We start from the raw sequence: 20,652 nt of genomic DNA on the forward strand, positions 1-20,652 counted from the left end.
TAATAATAAGAAGAGGGATTTTAAATGGAAAAGATTAATTTTGTGACAGATGATAATGAAGAAGTGGAATTCTATATCATTGAAGAGACAAGAGTCAATGGATATAATTATATTTTAGTTACAGATTCACAGGATGAGGATGACGAGGAAGCAGAGGCATACATTTTAAAAGATGTTTCTGACAGTGCTGATCCTGAGGCAGCATATGAATTTGTGGAAGATGATGAAGAACTTGAGGGAGTGAGCAAAATATTTGCTGAGCTTCTTGAAGATATAGATATTGAATAAAACAGCGTGTTAACAGCATGCTGTTAATTAATATGTGAAGAAATTTAGTTTTAGCTGCATATCCGAAATATGCAGCATGGAGGTTATGGAATGAAAAAAGTTAATATTGGTTCTGTCAAGATTATTCCGCTTGGTGGTCTTGAACAGATTGGAATGAATATTACTGCCATCCAGTATGATGACAGTATTATTGTTGTGGACTGCGGTCTGTCATTTCCGGAAGAAGAGATGTTAGGTATTGACCTTGTTATACCTGATGTGACATTTCTAAAGCAGAATCTTGACAAAGTTAAAGGTTTTGTTATTACTCACGGACATGAAGATCATATTGGTGCTATACCATATGTCCTCAAAGATGTTAATGTGCCTATTTATGCAACAAAGCTTACTATGGGACTTATTGAGTCAAAACTCAAAGAACACAGTATGTTAAGAAGCGTTAAAAGAAAAGTTGTCAAGTATGGACAGTCAATAACACTTGGTGATTTCAGGGTTGAATTTATCCGTACAAACCACAGTATTGCAGATGCTGCTGCACTTGCTATATTTTCACCGGCAGGAACAATTATTCATACAGGCGACTTTAAAGTTGATTATACTCCTGTTTACGGAGATCCTATTGATTTACAAAGGCTTGGTGAACTCGGAAAGAAGGGCGTGCTTGCACTTATGTGTGACAGTACCAATGCTCTACGTCCGGGATTTACAATGTCTGAACGCACTGTAGGAGCAACATTTGATAAGATTTTTAATGATAATAAAAACAGCCGTCTTATAATTGCAACATTTGCGTCAAATGTAGACAGAGTGCAGCAGATTATCAATTCAGCTGTTGCATATGGAAGAAAGGTATGTGTTGAAGGCCGAAGCATGGTTAATATAATTGAGGTTGCTGAAAATCTTGATTATTTAAAGATTCCGGAAGGAACACTTATTGATACTGAGGAAATGAAAAATTATCCGCCTGAGCAGATTGTGCTTATTACAACAGGAAGTCAGGGAGAATCTATGGCAGCTCTTTCAAGAATGGCGGCTTCACTTCACAGGAAAGTATCTATCCAGCCGGGTGACTGTGTTGTATTTTCTTCAACACCGATTCCGGGAAATGAAAAATCAGTTGCAAAAGTAATTAATGAGCTTGGAATGAAAGGGGCTAAGGTTATTTTCCAGGATACACATGTTTCTGGTCATGCCTGTCAGGAAGAAATCAAGCTTATTTATTCCCTTGTAAAACCAAAATATGCAATTCCTGTTCATGGCGAGTACAGACATCTTTGTGCACAAAGAGATGTAGTTATGGCTCTTGGTTATGATAAAGACCATGTATTTATTGCAAAATCAGGTGATGTTATTGAATTGAGTGACGACCACGGTGAAATTGTGGGACAGGTTCCAACAGGAGCAATTCTTGTCGATGGACTTGGAGTTGGTGATGTAGGTAATATTGTTTTAAGAGACAGACAGAATCTTGCAGAAAATGGTATTATTATAGTTGTGCTTACACTTGAAAAATATACAGGAAATCTCGTTGCAGGTCCTGATATTGTAACTCGTGGATTTGTATATGTCAGGGAGGCAGAAGAACTTCTTGATGAGGCAAAAGCTGTTGTTGAAGATTCAGTCCAGGGATGCCTTGATAAACATATATCTGACTGGAGTAAGATTAAAAATATAATTAAGGATGACCTTAGTGAGTACCTTTGGAAGAAGATGAAGAGAAATCCAGTTATTCTTCCAATTATAATGGAAGCACAGATGTAATTGTTTGTTGATTATAGGAGAGGTTTATGAGCAGAGTAGAGGAACTTACAAAGGAGCTGACAGAGGCAATAACAGACTCATGTGAGTATAAGAGGTTCAAAGAATTTGAATCTGAAGTTATGAAAAGACCTGATTTAAAAAGGGCATTGGATGATTTCAGAAGAGAAAATTTCAGAATGCAATATTCTGAAGATACAGGTGATGTCCTGTCAGCAACACAGGAATTAGAGGGACATTTTGCAGATATAAGAAAACAGCCGGAGGTTGAAGGGTATCTTGCAGCTGAGATGGAATTATGCAGAATGGTTCAGGAAATCTGTATGTCAATTGTTGAAGCAGTTGACTTTAATATGGATTTCCTGCAATAATAAGGCAGAATAAAAATGTATAGACCATGCAGGATTGGAGAATCAGATGAAAAATAAAAGTGTCAGGGTAATACTCAGTATGTTATTGAACATATGTATTGTGACAGTCGGTGTTTTTATAATTTATGCCGCCGGAAGCAGAGCATATACATTCGGACATAATATTTTTGATGAAGAAGCAATTGATACTACAGAAAATGCGAGACAAGTAGAGATTACTATTTCAGATAATATATCGGCGAAGCAGCTTTCATCTATGTTATACCAAAAAGGACTTTGCAAGGATAAAACAATAATGTATTTTCAGATAATGCTGTCTGATTATAATAAGAAATTTGTAGGCGGAACATATACATTGAATTCAGGAATGAAGCCATCTGATATGTTTAAAGTAATGTGTACGGACAAAGGAGAGGACAATTGAGTTATGATAGTTGAACCACGTGTTGTAGCTTATATTAATTCATTGGATTCCGGTAATTCCGATATTTGTAATCTGATTGAAAAAGAAGCATTAAATGATAATGTTCCTATTATAAGAAAAGAGATGGGTAATCTGTTAAAAGTGCTGATTGCATTAAAACAGCCGGAACGAATTCTGGAGGTTGGCACTGCTGTAGGTTACTCATCTATTCTTATGAGTGAAAATATGCCGGAAAACTGCCATATTACAACAATTGAAAATTATGACAAAAGAATACCGGTAGCGAAAAATAACTTTATCCGTGCGGGTGTTATTGACAAAATAACACTTATTGAGGGTGATGCAGCGGATGTTTTAAAAACACTTGATGGACCATATGATTTTATATTTATGGATGCAGCTAAAGGACAGTATATTAATTATTTTCCTGATATTATGAGAATATTAAAAAAGGGCGGACTTCTTATATCGGATAATGTCCTTCAGGAAGGCGAGATAGTACAGTCAAAGTATGGAGTTACAAGAAGAAACAGGACGATACATGAGAGGATGAGAGAGTATGTATATATGCTTACTCATTCAGATGAGGTTGTAACATCAGTAGTACCTATCGGAGATGGAATTACACTCAGTGTGAAAAAATAAAAAGAAATGGAGATTAATATGGGCGAACATATTTATAAAGGAAGAAAACTTGAACTTCTTATACCGGCAAGCAGTCTTGAAGTATTAAAGATTGCTGTAATATATGGTGCTGATGCCGTATATATCGGTGGAGAGGCATTTGGACTTCGTGCAAAAGCAAAAAATTTCACTCTTGAAGAGATGAAAGAAGGAATTGAATTTGCACATGCACATGATTGTAAGGTATATGTTACAGCAAATATTCTTGCACATAATTATGATTTGGATGGAGCAAGACAGTATTTTAAAGAATTAAAACAGATAGGACCTGATGCACTTATTATTTCTGACCCGGGAATGTTTACAATTGCAAAAGAAGAACTGCCTGACATAGATATACATATAAGCACACAGGCTAACAATACTAATTATATGACGTATCAGTTCTGGTGGAAGCAGGGGGCAAAGAGAGTTGTTTCAGCAAGAGAATTGTCTCTTAATGAGATAAAACAGATTCGTGAACATATTCCTGATGAGATGGAAATAGAGACATTTATGCATGGTGCGATGTGTATTTCATATTCGGGAAGATGTCTGCTGAGCAGCTTTATGGCAGGAAGAGATGCCAACAGAGGTGCATGTACACATCCGTGCCGTTGGAAATATTCTATTGTTGAAGAATCAAGACCGGGTGAATATATGCCTGTATATGAAAATGAGCGTGGAACATATATATTTAATTCAAAAGATTTATGCATGATTGAACATATTCCTGAGATGCTTAATGCAGGAATAGACAGTTTTAAAATCGAAGGCAGAATGAAAACAGCATTATATGTTGCTACAGTCGCTAGAACATACAGGCTTGCAATTGATGAGTTTATACAGGATGAGAATCTTTATAAAAAGAGAATTCCATTTTATAAGTCAGAGATTTCAAAATGCACATACAGACAGTATACAACCGGATTTTTCTTCGGTAAACCGGATGAAAATACACAGATATATGATACAAATACATATATTAAGGAATATACATATCTTGGCATTGTCGGCGAACAGAATGCACAAGGACTTTATCATATAGAACAGCGTAATAAATTCAGTGTAGGCGAGACAATTGAAGTTATGAGACCAAATGGCGATAATGTTTTGGTTACAGTAAAACGAATTAATGATGAGCGTGGTGTGGATATGGAAAGTGCACCTCATCCTAAGCAGCAGCTTTATATCGATTTGGGCGTAAAACTTGAACAGTATGATGTTTTGAGAAGAAAAGAAGATTAGGAAAAGCAATAAAAGGCACTCCGGCACATAAAATATATAAATGTGTGTCTGGGGTGCCTTTCTTTGAAAAGTTTTGAAAAGCCATTATCAGCAGAAGAAGAAAAGGAAATTCTTGAGCGTTTGTATAACGGAGATAATAAGGCAAGAGATATTCTTGTTGAAAAGAATATGCGTCTGGTTGCCCATATGACTAAAAAATACAGCACGCCGGACAGAGATGTAAGAGATCTGATATCTGTCGGCACAGTTGGACTTATTAAGGCAATTAATTCATTTAAACCTGATAAGGGAATCAGATTTGCAACATATGCTGCAAAGTGCATAGATAATGAACTGCTTATGATGCTCAGGTCTGAGAAGAAAAAATCACGGGAAGTTTCTATATATGAACCAATCGGAACAGATAAAGAAGGAAATGAAATAAGCATTATAGAAATTGTCAGTGATGAAGAAAAAGACATAGTTGAAGACTGTATATTTGATGAGAGAATTGCATGTCTTTATAAGAAAATGGGGAGAGTGCTTAATAAGCGGGAGATGACTGTTATTTCAGAAAGATATGGATTGTTTGGAAATGATGAAAAAACACAGTGTGAGCTTGCGAAAGAACTGGGGATAAGCCGGAGTTATGTAAGCAGAATAGAGAAAAAAGCACTTGAAAAATTAAAAAAACTTCTTGAGGATAATCATTTATGAGTTTATATTAAAGTATAGCTTAAAGGACGCTATGAAATCAGGAGGTGCGTTAATATGCCGCGGATTACGGATAATACAATTATAAGAAAAAGAATTGATGAAGTACGAAATATAATGAAAAAAAACGGTACGGATTTGTATATAGTATTTACAGGTGATTACCATCTGTCAGAATATGCGGGTGATTACTTTGGAGAAAGAGAATTCCTGTCAGGGTTTACAGGCTCTGCAGGAACTCTTGTCATAGGAATGGATAAAGCTGCTTTATTTACAGATGGACGATATTTTGTGCAGGCAGAAATTCAGCTTAAAGGTACAGGCATAGAACTTATGAGAATAGGTGTGAAAGATGTTCCGGAACTGACAGAATATTGTATACAGAATACACCTGCAAACGGAAGTATTGCGGTTGACGGAAGAACAATAAGTGCTTCTTTTGGCGAAAAATTGGAACATAAAGCTACAAAAAAGAATATTAAACTTGATGTAACGGTTGATTATGCAAAAAGTATATGGAATAACAGACCGGATTTTCCGTATAGCAAAGCGTTTGTATCTGATAACGGGGAGACAGTCAGGGAAAAGCTCATAAGATTGCGTGAAAAAATAAATGAAAAAGAGGCAGAAGGACATATTATAACATCACTTGATGATATATGCTGGTTATTTAATATAAGAGGAAATGATGTTGTATACAATCCTGTGATAATGTCATATGCGTATGTTACAGATAAGTGTGCATATTTATTTGCAGATAAAGACAGATTTTCTGATGAAATTATAGAAAAGCTTCAAAAAGATGGCGTTACATTAAAACCATACGAAGAATTTTATGATTTTCTTGATACGATAGAAGAGAAAGTAATTCTTGTTGATATGAAAAGAATTAATTATTGTGCATATAAGAAAATCTGCAATTGTGGAGTGGAAACAGTAAAAACATTAAGTCCTGTTACGTCAATGAAAGCCGTAAAAAATCCTGTTGAAATCAAAAATCTTTCAGATGTCCATATTGAGGACGGACTTGCACTTACAAGATTCATGTTCTGGGTTAAAGAAAATGCCGGAAAGGGAATTACAGAGAAAGATGCAGCTGATTATCTTGATAATGAGCGTGCAAAAATCAGTGATTTCATAGAACTTAGTTTTGAGACAATCAGTGCATATGGTGCTAATGCAGCAATGATGCATTACAGTGCTACAAAGGATAATTGTGCCATGCTGAAACCAGAAGGTATGCTTTTAGTTGATTCTGGTGGACAGTATATGCGTGGAACTACAGATGTAACAAGAACAATTGTACTTGGACCTGTAAGCGATGAGATAAAAAAAGCATATACGCTTACATTAAAGGGGATGCTTGCACTTGCTGATGCAAGATTTCTTTATGGGTGTACAGGATTTAATCTTGATATTCTTGCGAGAGGTCCGCTCTGGGAAGCCGGTCTTGATTACAGATGTGGAACAGGACATGGTGTCGGATATCTTTTGAATGTGCATGAATCACCAAACGGATTCAGGTGGAAACATATATTGGGACAAAACGATTTGTGTGTCATGGAGCCGGGAATGGTAACATCAGATGAACCGGGCGTTTATGTTGACGGAAAATACGGAATACGTATAGAAAATGAGATAGTATGCGTCAGGGATTATGAAAATGAATATGGTACATTTCTCAAATTTAAAATGCTTACATGTGCACCGATAGACCTTGAAGCTGTTGATGTATCGTACCTAAATGAAAAAGATATAGAGAGAATTAATAATTATCACAGCTGGGTGTATGAACAGCTGAGTCCATATATGTGTGGAGAAGAATTAGAAAAATTGAAGAGGGCAACAGTCAGAATATGAAAGAAATAATAGACAGAACTAAGAATACAGCAGAAAAAATGGTAAAAGACCGTTCATCATATATTGTGGTCGCTGCTGTTATGGTATGCTTTGTTATAGTGCTTGCAGCGTGGATTATGGGAAAAAAGCACATAGATCCGCAGGATTATATAACGGTTACTTATAATGGGATTAATGGATATGCATCAGCAGAATGTAGTGTTGATTCAGAAAAGCTATATAAAACGCTTGCCGGAAAAGAAGTTAATATGGAGAAACTTACAGCTTACAGGAAGTTTGCTGATTCACTTGAGGCACATATTGAAAAAAGTGATATTTCAAACGGAGACAAGCTTACAGTATATGTTGAATATGATACACAGGCTGCGGCTGATTCAGGCGTCAGGGTTGCAGGCAGCAGTTATAATATAAGAGCAAAAGGGATAGGAAATGGAACTAAAATAGATTTATTTTCTAATGTTGAAGTTGTATTTGCGGGCATAAGTCCTGAAGCATATGTTGTAATAAATAATAAATGGGATGATGAATATCTGTCAGCACTTGAATTTGTGCCGGACAAGCATACAGGAATAAGCAAAGATGATGTAATCTGTGTTAAATGCAGTGCGGATGAAGCTGAACTTGGACGCCACGGATATGCTGTTTCATCTATATCAATGTCTTATACGGCTGACAGGCTTGGCTCATATGCTGATGATGTAAATGAACTTGATAAAGATGTGGTAAGACAGATTGATGAGGAATGTAAAAAAACTATTACGAGCCAGACCCAGGATAAAACATTCAGAATGATGTATCGTGCTACATCTGATACATCATATCTTTACAAGGCGAATGATGAAAGAGCTGAAAATATTAATCTTATGGAAATAAAATTCCTTAAAAGAAAGAACAGTCTTGAGGGTGGTAATGAAAATTATATTTATTATTTTTACAGTGCTGATGTTGTAAATGGTGACAGTACGGATACAGTATATTTTGCATTTGTATTTTCACAGGTATATATATCATATGATGGAAAATTTCAGGTTGCTGTTGATGACTATAAGACATCATATACATGCAGTACCGATTATAATAAATTGTATGAGGAATGTATAGGCAGCAGGCAGCAGATGTATGATATATTGAATGTAGAAAAAATAAAATAAAACAATAAAATATATTGACAATATATAAAAAGTATTCTATAGTTATACTATAGAATACTTTTTGTATAGGTGGTGTTGATATGTATAGTGAAGTGTATAGCGTTACGCTTGCCGGGCTTGATGCGTGTATTGTAAAGGTAGAGACAGATGCCGGCGACGGACTCCCGTCATTTGAGATGAGTGGCTGTCTTGCAGCACAGGTTACAGAGGCAAGGGAACGAGTGAGAGTTGCAGTTAAGAATTCAGGGATAATACTGCGTCCGCAAAAGATTATGGTTAATATTTCCCCGGCTGATATAAGAAAAGCAGGGAATGGATTTGATCTGCCTGTTGCGGCCGGAATTCTTGCCGCAGATGGCATTATTAAAACAGATATGCTTGAGTCGTCTGTGATTATCGGTGAATTAAGCCTTGATGGAAGTGTTAACGCAGTAAGAGGAATTATTAACTGTGTTGCAAAGGCAGCACAGATGGGATTTAAGAGGTGCATAGTTCCGTTATGTAATATTTGTGAAGGAGAACACATAGAAGGAATAGAAGTTCTTGGCGTTGACAGTTTAAAGCAGCTTATCGGATATTTTAACGGTGAATCAGAACTTATTGATGCAATTGATGCAAAGAAAAGCAGAGAACATGATGTGATTCATATGAAAAATGAAACCTGTCCGGATTTTGCGGATATAACCGGGCAGATTACTGCAAAAAGAGCGTCGCTTATTGCAGCGGCAGGACATCACAATATCTGCTATATGGGGATTCCGGGGACAGGAAAGACTATGATGGCGAAAAGAATCAGTACAATAATGCTGCCGCTTAATGAGAGCGAGAAGATGGAACTGACGCGTATCTACAGTGCGGCAGGAAAGCTTGAGGGAAGAAGTATTATAGAAGAAAGACCGGTAAGATGCCCCAATTATAATACAACGAAAGCTGTGATGCTGGGAGGCGGTGTTGTTCTGTCTCCCGGTGAGATAACACTTGCAGATAAGGGGATTTTATTTCTGGATGAATTTAATGAATTTGCATCTGCTGTGATAGATTCGTTAAGAACGCCGCTTGAGGAACATATTATAAGAATTGTAAGAGGTTCTAAAGAGTATATTTATCCGGCTGATTTTATGCTTGTTGCAGCAATGAATCCATGCAGATGCGGGTATTATCCTGACCGTAACAGGTGCAGTTGTACAGAACATGATATAAAAAGGTACATGAGCCGTGTAAGCAAGCCTATATGGGACAGGATTGATATATGCACGCATATGGGGATGATAGATGCAAGAGATATTTTGTATGAATCAGATGCGGATAAGAGCAGCGATTTTTATACTACGGCTAATATGAAAAAATGTGTTAAAACGGCGTATGATATTCAAAAAGAAAGATTTAGTAATGAAAATATAGAATTTAATTCGCAGATGAATGAAAAGCATGTGAAAAAATACTGCAGGCTGGGACAGGCAGAAAAGCGGATTATGGAAACTGCATTTGAAAGACTTAATCTTACGGTACGAGGGTATCATAAGGTGTTAAAAACGGCAAGGACAATAGCAGATATAGAAGGGGAAGAATGTATTAATGCCGGGCATTTAAGTGAAGCATTTTCCTATAGAAATCCTTTATAAGATTATATTTGGAACGGAGTGTGAAAAAAATATATAACGAAGACTATTATATGTACCGGCTGTGTAATATTAAAGGTATAGGCAGAGCATCGGTAAGAAAGCTTGTTGATTTTTTCGGAAGTGCATATAATGTATCAAAAGCAGATATTAATATATTGAAAAAGTTAGGAATATTAAATGGCAGGCAGATAGATGAATTTGCTTTTTCGATGAAAAATAAAGATAGCATATACAAGTATGAAGATATGATTAAAAATGGGTGTAACTGGATTAGCATAAACAATAATAATTATCCTGAAAGGCTTCATAATATTGATGACGCACCGCTTGGACTTTACTGTCGTGGAAATCTTCCGCCGGATGACAGACTGAGTGTTGCAATTATTGGTTCAAGAAACTGTTCTTCATATGGAAGGCGGATGGCATATAATCTCGCGGAAAGTTTTGCAGCTGATAATATTCAGGTAATAAGCGGCCTTGCAGCGGGAATAGATGCAGCGGCACACAGAGGATGCCTTGCATCGGGGGGATATACATATGCTGTTCTTGGATGTGGAACGGATGTGTGTTATCCATATGAGAATTTAGATATATATAAAAATATAATAAAAACGGGAGGCGTGATTTCTGAATACCCACCGAATACTCGGCCTGATGCATGGCGTTTTCCTGAAAGAAACAGGATAATAAGCGGGCTTGCAGACATCGTAATTGTTGTTGAGGCAGCTCAAAGAAGCGGAGCGATGATAACTGTTGACCAGGCACTTGAACAGAACAGGGAAGTTATGGCGGTTCCGGGAAGAGCTGATGATATTTGCAGTCAGGGGTGTAACGAACTTATAAAAACAGGTGCGATGGTTATAACAAAACCGGAGGATATTTGGCAGTGCAGTGCAGCTGCTTTATGGAAAGAAAAAAATAAAAATAATAAAATAAATAAACATACAAATACAGATATAAAGGCGTTAAATGGTGGAAATGGGAACAAAAAACCAGTATGTCCCACCGTAAATCTGCTTGCAACTGAAAAAAAATTAGTGTATAGTGTTCTCTGTTTACATCCGAAAGACACGGATGAGATTATTAATGAAACAGGATTGAACGTATCCACGGTTATGCAGACGCTTCTTTTATTACAGCTGGAGGGGTGTGTTGAGGAAGTGGCGAAAAACTGTTATATCAGAATAAAGTGACAGATTTAAGGGGAGGATATTACAAATGGCAAAGTATCTTGTTATAGTAGAGTCGCCTGCTAAGGTAAAGACAATTAAGAAGTTTCTGGGCTCTAATTATGAAGTAATGGCATCACAGGGGCATATAAGAGATCTTCCAAAAAGCCAGCTTGGCGTGGATGTTGATAATGATTATGAACCTAAGTATATAACAATAAGGGGAAAAGGCGATATTCTTGCTGCTTTAAGAAAAGAGGCAAAGAAAGCAGACAAAGTATATCTTGCAACCGACCCGGATAGAGAGGGAGAAGCGATTTCATGGCATCTTGCCAAAGCTTTGAAACTTGAAGACAAAGATATATACAGAATTACATTTAACGAGATTACTAAAAATGCTGTAAAGACATCTATAAAAAATGCCAGAAAAATAGATATGAATCTTGTTGATGCACAGCAGTCAAGACGTGTGCTTGACAGAATGGTAGGCTACAGGATAAGTCCGCTTTTATGGGCTAAGATTAAAAGAGGTCTCAGTGCCGGAAGAGTGCAGTCTGTTGCATTAAGAATCATATGCGACAGAGAAGATGAGATTAATTCATTTATACCTGATGAATATTGGACGATAGATGCAGATGTCAATATAAAAGGTGAAAAGAATACAGTTAAAGCAAAATTTTACGGCGATGAGAACGGTAAAATTGATGTTAAAAACGGCGAACAGGCTGAAAAAATTATAGAAGAAGTTAAAAAGAGTGATTTTAGTGTTGAAAGCGTAAAGCATGGAGAGAAGATTAAAAAAGTACCTCTTGCTTTTACAACAAGTACACTTCAGCAGGAAGCTGCAAAACAGCTGAATTTTGCTACACAGAAAACTATGAGGCTGGCACAACAGCTTTATGAAGGCGTCGATATTGCGGGCAGAGGAACTATAGGTATAATCACATATTTAAGAACTGATTCCACAAGAATTGCTGATGAGGCGGTTGCGGCAGCGGCACAGTATATTGGTGAACAGTATGGCGAAGAATATGTTGGGACAGTGCATGATACAAAAGAAAAGAAGAAAATTCAGGATGCACATGAGGCGATAAGACCTACGGATATAAGTCTAAGCCCGGCTATAATAAAGGATTCGCTTTCAAGAGATCAGTTCAGACTTTATCAGCTTATATGGAAAAGATTTACTGCCAGCCAGATGAGTCCTGCTATATACGAAACAGCATCTGTTAAAATTGCGGCAGGAAAATACAGATTCAGTGTTTCTGCTTCTAAGATAAAGTTTGATGGTTTTCTTTCAGTTTATAAAGATGATGACGAAAAATCAGAAAATAAAGCACTTATTCATGGAATAAGTGAAGAATCGCAGGTGAGCCTCGCCGATGTCAAGGGAGAGCAGCATTTTACACAGCCTCCGGCACATTTTACAGAGGCTTCGCTTGTAAAACAGCTTGAAGAACTTGGAATAGGAAGACCAAGTACATACGCTCCGACAATAACAACTATTATTGCCAGACATTATGTTGCAAAAGAAAATAAGAATTTATATGTTACAGAACTTGGTGAAGCTGTCAATAATATAATGAAGAAAGCTTTTCCGACGATAGTAGATGTTAATTTTACAGCTAATATGGAGACTCTTTTAGACAGTGTTGGCGAAGGAAAAGTCAAATGGAAAGAAGTAATAAGAAATTTCTATCCGGACCTTGATGAAGCGGTAAAATTGGCAGAAAAAGAACTTGAAAATGTGAAGATAGAGGATGAAGTTACAGATGTAATATGTGACAAATGCGGAAGAAATATGGTTATAAAATATGGCCCGCATGGCAAATTTCTGGGTTGTCCGGGATTTCCTGAATGTCATAATACAAAACCATATCTTGAAAAAATAGGTGTTACATGTCCAAAATGCGGAAAAGATATTGTGCTTAAAAAGACAAAAAAGGGAAGACGCTATTTTGGATGTGAAAATAATCCGGAATGTGATTTTATGAGCTGGCAGAAACCGGTTTCAAAAAAATGCCCGAAATGCGGCGGCTACATGGTTGAAAAAGGAAATAAGATTGCATGTGCAGATGAAACATGTGGATATATTGAAGCTAAAACAGAAAAAAAGGAAGATAAGTGATATTAAATTGTGCGAAAAATATTGTATTTTTTAGGCAAGTGTGCTAATATTCAATCAGTAATTATAAAATAGGAATGCAAATAATGCGTTTAGAATTATAGGAGGTACAATATGAGCGTTCAACTTCTGGATAAGACTAGGAAAATTAATAAACTGTTGCACAATAACCATTCTCTAAGAGTGGAATTTAGTGATATTTGCGACGTGCTTAGCGGAATACTTGAGTCTAATATTCTTGTTATAAGTAAAAAAGGAAAAGTTCTCGGAACAGGTTTTTATACCGGAGTTGATGTCATTGATGAACTTATATATGATAAAGTTGGTGGATTTGTAGACAACATGTTTAATGAGAGACTGTTAAGTGTGTTATCAACAAAGGAGAATGTTAATCTTGCGACACTTGGCTTTGCTGTTGATAATGTGAAAAAGTTTCAGGCATTAATAGTACCTATAGAGATTGGCGGAGAGAGACTTGGAACATTATTCATGTATAAGAATGATAAGGCCTATGAGATTGATGATATTATATTATGTGAATATGGAACTACTGTAGTAGGGCTTGAGATGATGCGTTCTGTAAATGAAGAAAATGCAGAAGAAGTAAGAAAGAAACAGATAGTAAAATCAGCAATGAGTACGTTGTCAGCATCTGAAGTTGAGGCTATAAAACATGTATTTAAAGAACTTGACGGAACAGAAGGAATTCTTGTTGCAAGCAAGATTGCAGACAGTGTGGGTATTACACGCTCAGTAATTGTCAATGCACTTAGAAAGTTTGAAAGTGCAGGTGTAATTGAGTCTCGTTCATCAGGAATGAAAGGAACATATATCAAAGTTACTAATGAAGTGGTATATGATGAACTTAAAAAACTTGATGATTGATAATTTATAGTACTTTAGGGAAACTTTAAAATAGGAATAAATAGAAAAATAACGGATTTATAAGAAAAATGGATGGAACCTGCATATATATCTTAAAAAAAGATGGTTGCGGTTTCGTCTTTTTTCATTTTTTACTTTATTTTTTCCAAATATTATCATATAATATATTTTAGGCTTATTAGGTTAAGAAGAATTAATTAAAATACAGCTGCTACGGCAGTGGAATGGAGGGTATATGTCTTCAGGTATATTTGGATATGTTAATGTGCTTAAATCGGCAGCAGATGCAAGCTGGTTAAGAGAAGAGGTCTTATCAAACAATATTGCTAATGTTGATACACCTAATTACAAAAGACAGGATGTTGAATTTAAGACATATCTTAATTCAGCGATAGAGCAGTCAGGAAAACCAAAGGCTACTTTGACACAGAAGATTAATAATGTTGATTTATCAAATATAAAGACAAGAACTTATACAGATAACTCAGCACTTTCATATAGAATAGACGGCAATAATGTAGATTTGTCTACTGAAAATGTGGAACTTGCAGCAGAACAGATTAATTATAATGCTTTAATTGACAGCATGAATAATGAGTTTTCGAGATTTAAAGCTGTACTTAAATAACAGGGAGGATATATCACATGTCAATGTTTACATCATTTAACATAAGTGCGAGCGGTATGACTGCACAGCAGCTAAGGTCGGACATTATATCTCAGAATATAGCAAATTCAAATACAACAAGAACTTCAGATGGCACTCCTTATGTGAGAAAAGCAGTTGTTTTTACAGAAAAAACATTAACAGGTGCAACAGCAATAAAAGGTGCTAACAGCAATGGCTCTTCTTTTGCAAGTGCTTTAAGAAATGCCAGCGGCGGCAGACTTGGTGATGGCGTAAAAGTTACATCGGTTTATGAAGATACATCAACAGATATGAACATGGTATATGATCCGTCACATCCTGATGCTGATGAGAACGGATATGTAACATATCCTAATGTAAATGTTGTTCAGGAGATGACTGATATGATTGATGCTTCACGTTCTTATGAGGCAAATATATCAGCATTTAATGCAAGCAAATCAATGGCAACAAAAGGTCTTTCAATAGGACAGGCTTAGAAGATTTAATATATAAAGATTTATAAATGACTGGAAAGAGGTAAATCATGGACGTAACATCAGCAATCAATAGTTTAGGAAATGATTATGTGGCTAAAGTCACTGATGCGATGAAACAGTCAGCGGCAGTTAATAATACTAATGGCAGTGCGGCTAATCAGACATTCGATTCCATTTTTAATGCTGTATCAGGACTTGTTAACAGTACAAATGATTATGTACAGCAGGCACAGCAGGCTGAGATAGATTTTGCACTTGGCAAGATGACAAATACACATGAACTTGGAGTTTACCAGCAGCAGGCAAATATTGCATTGCAGTTTACTGTTGCAGTGAGAGATAAAGCATTAGAGGCATATAAAGAGATAATGAATATGCAAATTTAATTAATGGGAGTAATAAAGTACGATGGCTGAACGATTTAGACAAATTGTTGATCGAATAGTAGAAAAATGGAAAAGCTGGTCTGCTAAACAGAAAACAATTATAATCAGCACGGCAGCAGTAATTCTGGTTGCGGTTGCGATTATTGCATTTGCTGTGACAAGACCAAATTACGAAGTGCTTACAACGTGTCAGGATTATACAGAACTTGGAAGCGTTACATCAATTCTTAATGAGAATGGATATAAGTATCAGGTACAGGATAATACATTAGTTGTAAAAGTAGAAAAGAAGAATCTTACAAATGCCAAGATGGCAATTGCATCTGCTGATATCAAGTCTGATGGATATACATTTGATGATGCGATGAAGAGCAGTTTTACAACAACTGAATCTGATAAGACAAAACAGTTTGCACATTATCTTGAAGCAAAATTTGTATCGGACCTTGAATCTATGGATGGAATCAAATCTGCATCTGTATCAGTTGATATACCTGATACAAGCAGTTCATTTTATGCAACAACCGCAGAAAAATCTGTCAGTGTTGTTGTTGATACGAATAAGACAATAAGTGATGATACAGCTGAGAGTATCGCAAATTTCCTTGCAACAGCTGCAGGCAATTCGACAACTAATAATATTACAATTATTGATAATAAAGGAACAACTCTTTTTTCGGGTCTCAGCAATGCGGGAACGGTATCAGGTGTAAGCAATGCCGGAAAACAGAAATATAAAGCACAGATTGAAGCTACTACAATTAATTCATTAAGAAAAGGGCTTCTTTCAACGGGACTTTATGATGATGTCAATCTTACACTTAATTATGTGCTTGACTGGGATGCTGTAAATACTATAGCAACTGAGTATTCAACACAGGGCGATGAACAGGCAATATTTGGAGAGTCTTATGAAGAGATATCTACAGGTTCAACAGGTGCGAGCGGAACACCTGGAACAACTTCTAACAGTTCAGACAGTACTACATACAATGTAACTAACGGTACGGGTGATACTTCAACATATCAGCTTAACAAGTATTCGTATATGCCGAATTCATTGGTAACAACAACAAACAAAGAACCTGGTTCTATTGTATATGGTGATTCATCTTTGGCTGTAACATTTATAAAAAATGTTGTATACAATGAGGATGAATGTAAAAAGCTTGGCTATCTTGATAATATGACATGGGAACAGTTCAAGAGCCAGAATACACAGCCTGTTGCACAGACGGTTGACCAGACATGGATTGATTTGATTTCTGCCGGTACAGGCATTGATTCTGCTAATATTTCTGTGCTTGCATACCAGAGACCATGGTTTGAAGATTCTACATCAGGAAGTGTATTTACAAGAGTTACTTTCTGGTTACAGATTGCACTCGCAGCAATTATTCTTGGAATTCTTGTGTTTGTAATTATAAGAAGTGCCAGACCTCTTACAGTTGAAGAGACTGAACCGGAACTTTCAGTGGAACAGATGCTTGCAGCAACAAAGGAGAACCAGCCTGCTGTTGATGATATTGATATGCAGGATAAGTCAGAAACGAGAAAAGCAATTGAGAAGTTTGTGGATGAAAATCCGGAAGCTGTTGCATTACTGCTTCGTAACTGGCTTAATGATGACTGGAGTTAATATAGTTAATAAGTTTATTTAATATATATGGAGGCAAATGATGGCAAGAACTACATCACCGGGTGGTGAAAGAGAGATGGATGGCGTTGAAAAAGCAGCAACTCTGCTTATCACACTTGGACCTGAAAAATCAGCTAAAATATTTAAACATCTCAAAGAAGAAGAGATTGAACAGCTCACTCTTGAAATTGCAAATACAAGCAGTGTTTCTCCGCAGACAAAGGAAAAAGTTTTGAGCGAGTTCTATGAGATATGTCTTGCACAGCAGTATATTGCTGAAGGCGGTATCGGATATGCAAAAGAGCTGCTTGAAAAAGCACTTGGCGAAGAAAAAGCGAAGGATGTTATCGGAAAGCTTACAGCAAGCCTTCAGGTTCGTCCTTTTGAATTTATCAGAAAGACAGACCCAAGCCAGCTGCTTAACTTTATCCAGGATGAGCATCCTCAGACTATTGCACTTATACTTTCGTATCTTCCTGCCTCACAGGCATCAATGGTTGTGTCATCGCTTCCACCTGAAAAACAGGCAGATGTTGCAAGAAGAATTGCACAGATGGACAGAACATCGCCTGATGTTATCAAGCAGGTTGAAAAAGTACTTGAGCGTAAGCTTTCATCACTTGTTAATCAGGATTATACAATTGTCGGTGGTGTGGATGCTATCGTAAGTATCCTCAATTCTGTTGACAGAGGAACAGAAAAACATATCATGGAAACATTGGAAGTTGAAGAGCCGGAACTTGCAGACGAAATCCGCAAGAAGATGTTTGTATTCGAGGATATTCTTTCCCTGGACGACAGAGCTATACAGCGTGTATTGCGTGATGTTGATAATTCAGATCTCGCACTTGCATTGAAGGGTGCAACAGAAGAAGTTCAGAATGTAATACTAAACAACCTTTCAAAACGTCTTGCTGTTATGATAAAGGAAGATATGGAATATATGGGACCTGTTCGTATGAAGGATGTTGAAGAGGCTCAGCAGAAGATTGTTAATATTATCAGAAAACTTGAAGACTCTGCTGAAATTGTTATTGCCCGTGGCGGAGGTGACGAGATAATTGTCTAATTTATTAAAAAAAGGCTCAACAATAACAAAAAGCGAGCGGGTAATAGATTATAATGAAAAAATAAAAGAAAAGCTTCAGGCAGTGATAGATGCAGAATCAGCAGCAGGAGACCAGAGCAGCGATGGATTTGTCAATGGCCTTACAGCAGATGTTGTAGAGAGGCTTACACAGGATGATGATGCAAATGAAGAAACATCGGCAACACAGGAAGAACTTGAGAATCATATAAATGAACTTAGGGAAGAAGCCGAAAGCATTATTGCAGATGCAAATGAGCAGGCACAAAAAATAATTGATGATGCTGATGAACAGGTAAAACGAGCTGCAAAAGAAGCAAAAGATAATGGATATGAGGAAGGACTTGCACAGGCAGATGCTGAATATTCATTGAGAAAAGACGAACTCGAAAAAGAATATGAATCAAGAAAAAAACAGCTTGAGCAGGAATATACAGAAAAAAGAAATAAGATAGAACCTGAACTTATCAATGTTCTTACTGATGTATATAATAAAGTTATTCTTTCAATTGCAGATGAAGACAAAGAAGTTTTGGTACATCTTATTAACGGTGTCTTATCTGATGCGGAAAAAAGTGATGAGTTTGTTATAAAATGCTCACCACAGGATTATTCATATATTTCTGAAAATCAGGGTAAGATTTTCTGCAATATGTCAAAAGATATTACATTAGATATCACAACAGATGAGACGCTGGGAAAGAATGACTGCATTATTGAAACTGATGGAGCTGTGTTTGATTGCAGTCTTGACAAAGAACTTGCTAATCTCACAAAGAAAATAAAAATGCTTAGTTGTCTTGACTAGGAGGACGGCAGATGTCATTGATTAATATAGAAAAATATGAACATTTGATGCATGAGCCTTTTTATCAGAAACTTGGCAAGGTGTCAAAAATAGTAGGTCTTACGATTGAGTCAATAGGACCTGATGCAAAACTTAATGATTTATGCAAAATATATTCGCCTGATAGAAGCCAGACGATGTTTGCAGAAGTTGTTGGATTCAAAGATTCGAGAGTCCTTCTTATGCCATTTGAAAATGTTGACGGAATAGGACCGGGATGTATAGTCGAAAATACAGAAAAGCCTCTTGAAGTTAAAGTTGGCAACGGAATACTTGGACATACGCTTGATGGACTTGGCAATCCAATGGAAGGCGATATTGTAGATTTAACAGATACATATCCGGTAGAAGCTGCACCTCCGGATCCGATGAAGAGAGTGATTATTAATCAGGTGCTTCCGCTTGGCGTCAAAGCGGTTGATGGACTTCTGACAGTCGGAAAAGGTCAGCGTATTGGTATATTTGCAGGAAGTGGTGTGGGTAAAAGTACATTGCTTGGTATGTTTGCAAGAAATACAAAAGCGGACATCAATGTAATTGCTCTTATAGGTGAGCGAGGAAGAGAAGTAAGAGAGTTTATAGAACGAGACTTAGGACCTGAAGGTATGAAGAGAAGCGTACTTGTTGTTGCAACATCTGATAAACCGGCACTTATAAGAAATAAGGCTGCGAAGACAGCGACAGCTATTGCGGAATATTTCAGGGATCAGGGAAAAGATGTTCTGCTTATGATGGACTCTCTGACACGTTTCTCGATGGCACAAAGAGAAATAGGACTTGCATCAGGAGAACCTCCTGTTACAAGAGGATATCCACCGAGTGTATACAGTGAAATGCCAAAACTTCTTGAAAGAGCCGGAATGGCCGAAAAAGGTTCCATTACAGGATTGTATACAGTGCTTGTTGATGGTGATGATTTTAATGAGCCTATTACTGATACAGCACGAAGTATTCTTGATGGACATATAATACTTTCAAGAAAGTTAGGACATAAAAATCATTATCCAGCTATTGATATCCTGCAAAGCATATCAAGATGCATGAGCCAGATTTCAACTAAAGAACACAAAAAGATGTCTGGACGTCTTAAAAATGTTCTTGCAACATATAATGAGGCGGAAGATTTGATTAATATTGGTGCATATAAAAAAGGAAGCAATAAAAATATTGATTATGCCATTTCAAAGATAGATGCAGTAAATGCTTTTCTTATGCAGCAGACTGACGAGAAATATTCTTTTGAAGAAGAACTAAAAATGCTTTTTAATATTTTCAGCGATTATGATACATTTGAGAAAGCAGAGTAAT

20 protein-coding genes are annotated in these 20,652 nt (G+C 36.7%); all 20 read left to right on the forward strand.

Annotated features, from left to right (window positions below; translation table 11 throughout):
- The first annotated feature begins 24 nt into the window (after positions 1–24).
- The gene (locus tag H8S01_RS09375) at positions 25–288 is read left to right on the forward strand and encodes a DUF1292 domain-containing protein (RefSeq protein WP_021866081.1); all 264 of its coding nucleotides are present in this window, start codon (positions 25–27) and stop codon (positions 286–288) included.
- A 90-nt stretch (positions 289–378) separates the two neighbouring features.
- On the forward strand, positions 379–2,049 hold the full coding sequence (locus tag H8S01_RS09380) for a ribonuclease J (RefSeq protein WP_021866080.1): 1,671 nt from the start codon (positions 379–381) through the stop codon (positions 2,047–2,049).
- 26 nt (positions 2,050–2,075) lie between these two features.
- Complete coding sequence (locus H8S01_RS09385; protein ID WP_186837018.1) at positions 2,076–2,417, forward strand: YlbF family regulator; 342 nt, start codon at positions 2,076–2,078, stop codon at positions 2,415–2,417.
- Between the two features lie 46 nt (positions 2,418–2,463).
- Positions 2,464–2,841, forward strand: a complete 378-nt coding sequence (locus H8S01_RS09390) for a hypothetical protein (RefSeq protein ID WP_021866078.1) — start codon at positions 2,464–2,466, stop codon at positions 2,839–2,841.
- Between the two features lie 3 nt (positions 2,842–2,844).
- On the forward strand, positions 2,845–3,486 hold the full coding sequence (locus H8S01_RS09395) for an O-methyltransferase (RefSeq protein ID WP_021866077.1): 642 nt from the start codon (positions 2,845–2,847) through the stop codon (positions 3,484–3,486).
- 18 nt (positions 3,487–3,504) lie between these two features.
- The gene (locus tag H8S01_RS09400) at positions 3,505–4,752 is read left to right on the forward strand and encodes a peptidase U32 family protein (protein WP_186837019.1); all 1,248 of its coding nucleotides are present in this window, start codon (positions 3,505–3,507) and stop codon (positions 4,750–4,752) included.
- 63 nt (positions 4,753–4,815) lie between these two features.
- On the forward strand, positions 4,816–5,448 hold the full coding sequence (gene sigK, locus H8S01_RS09405; RefSeq protein ID WP_243204326.1) for an RNA polymerase sporulation sigma factor SigK: 633 nt from the start codon (positions 4,816–4,818) through the stop codon (positions 5,446–5,448).
- 54 nt (positions 5,449–5,502) lie between these two features.
- The gene (locus H8S01_RS09410) at positions 5,503–7,305 is read left to right on the forward strand and encodes an aminopeptidase P family protein (RefSeq protein WP_186837021.1); all 1,803 of its coding nucleotides are present in this window, start codon (positions 5,503–5,505) and stop codon (positions 7,303–7,305) included.
- The gene (locus tag H8S01_RS09415) at positions 7,302–8,456 is read left to right on the forward strand and encodes a hypothetical protein (RefSeq protein ID WP_021866073.1); all 1,155 of its coding nucleotides are present in this window, start codon (positions 7,302–7,304) and stop codon (positions 8,454–8,456) included. Before H8S01_RS09410 ends, H8S01_RS09415 begins: the two co-directional genes overlap by 4 nt.
- 80 nt (positions 8,457–8,536) lie before the next feature.
- On the forward strand, positions 8,537–10,078 hold the full coding sequence (locus H8S01_RS09420) for a YifB family Mg chelatase-like AAA ATPase (protein WP_186837022.1): 1,542 nt from the start codon (positions 8,537–8,539) through the stop codon (positions 10,076–10,078).
- A 20-nt stretch (positions 10,079–10,098) separates the two neighbouring features.
- Positions 10,099–11,271 (forward strand): DNA-processing protein DprA, encoded by a 1,173-nt coding sequence (gene dprA / locus H8S01_RS09425; protein WP_186837023.1) that lies wholly within the window; start codon positions 10,099–10,101, stop codon positions 11,269–11,271.
- Between the two features lie 25 nt (positions 11,272–11,296).
- The gene (topA, locus tag H8S01_RS09430) at positions 11,297–13,375 is read left to right on the forward strand and encodes a type I DNA topoisomerase (RefSeq protein ID WP_186837024.1); all 2,079 of its coding nucleotides are present in this window, start codon (positions 11,297–11,299) and stop codon (positions 13,373–13,375) included.
- 111 nt (positions 13,376–13,486) lie between these two features.
- Complete coding sequence (gene codY / locus H8S01_RS09435) at positions 13,487–14,257, forward strand: GTP-sensing pleiotropic transcriptional regulator CodY (RefSeq protein WP_021866069.1); 771 nt, start codon at positions 13,487–13,489, stop codon at positions 14,255–14,257.
- A gap of 235 nt (positions 14,258–14,492) precedes the next feature.
- A complete protein-coding gene (gene flgB, locus H8S01_RS09440) occupies positions 14,493–14,885 on the forward strand; it encodes a flagellar basal body rod protein FlgB (protein ID WP_021866068.1) in 393 nt (130 codons plus the stop codon).
- 17 nt (positions 14,886–14,902) lie between these two features.
- Positions 14,903–15,385 carry a flagellar basal body rod protein FlgC gene (gene flgC, locus H8S01_RS09445; protein ID WP_021866067.1) on the forward strand — a complete coding sequence of 161 codons (483 nt, stop codon included), beginning with the start codon at positions 14,903–14,905 and terminating at the stop codon, positions 15,383–15,385.
- Between the two features lie 47 nt (positions 15,386–15,432).
- Positions 15,433–15,771: a flagellar hook-basal body complex protein FliE gene (locus tag H8S01_RS09450; protein WP_021866066.1), complete on the forward strand. Its 339-nt coding sequence runs from the start codon at positions 15,433–15,435 to the stop codon at positions 15,769–15,771.
- A 22-nt stretch (positions 15,772–15,793) separates the two neighbouring features.
- On the forward strand, positions 15,794–17,410 hold the full coding sequence (locus H8S01_RS09455; protein WP_021866065.1) for a flagellar M-ring protein FliF C-terminal domain-containing protein: 1,617 nt from the start codon (positions 15,794–15,796) through the stop codon (positions 17,408–17,410).
- Between the two features lie 40 nt (positions 17,411–17,450).
- Positions 17,451–18,479 carry a flagellar motor switch protein FliG gene (fliG, locus tag H8S01_RS09460; protein WP_021866064.1) on the forward strand — a complete coding sequence of 343 codons (1,029 nt, stop codon included), beginning with the start codon at positions 17,451–17,453 and terminating at the stop codon, positions 18,477–18,479.
- Complete coding sequence (locus H8S01_RS09465) at positions 18,472–19,305, forward strand: FliH/SctL family protein (protein ID WP_021866063.1); 834 nt, start codon at positions 18,472–18,474, stop codon at positions 19,303–19,305. Before fliG ends, H8S01_RS09465 begins: the two co-directional genes overlap by 8 nt.
- Positions 19,306–19,316: 11 nt before the next feature.
- Entirely contained in the window at positions 19,317–20,651 is a 1,335-nt protein-coding gene (fliI, locus tag H8S01_RS09470; protein WP_186837025.1) for a flagellar protein export ATPase FliI, read from the forward strand.
- The last annotated feature ends 1 nt before the right edge of the window (position 20,652 follow it).

This window comes from Lachnospira hominis (ex Liu et al. 2021) (genome assembly GCF_014287955.1).
GTDB lineage: Bacteria > Bacillota > Clostridia > Lachnospirales > Lachnospiraceae > Lachnospira > Lachnospira hominis.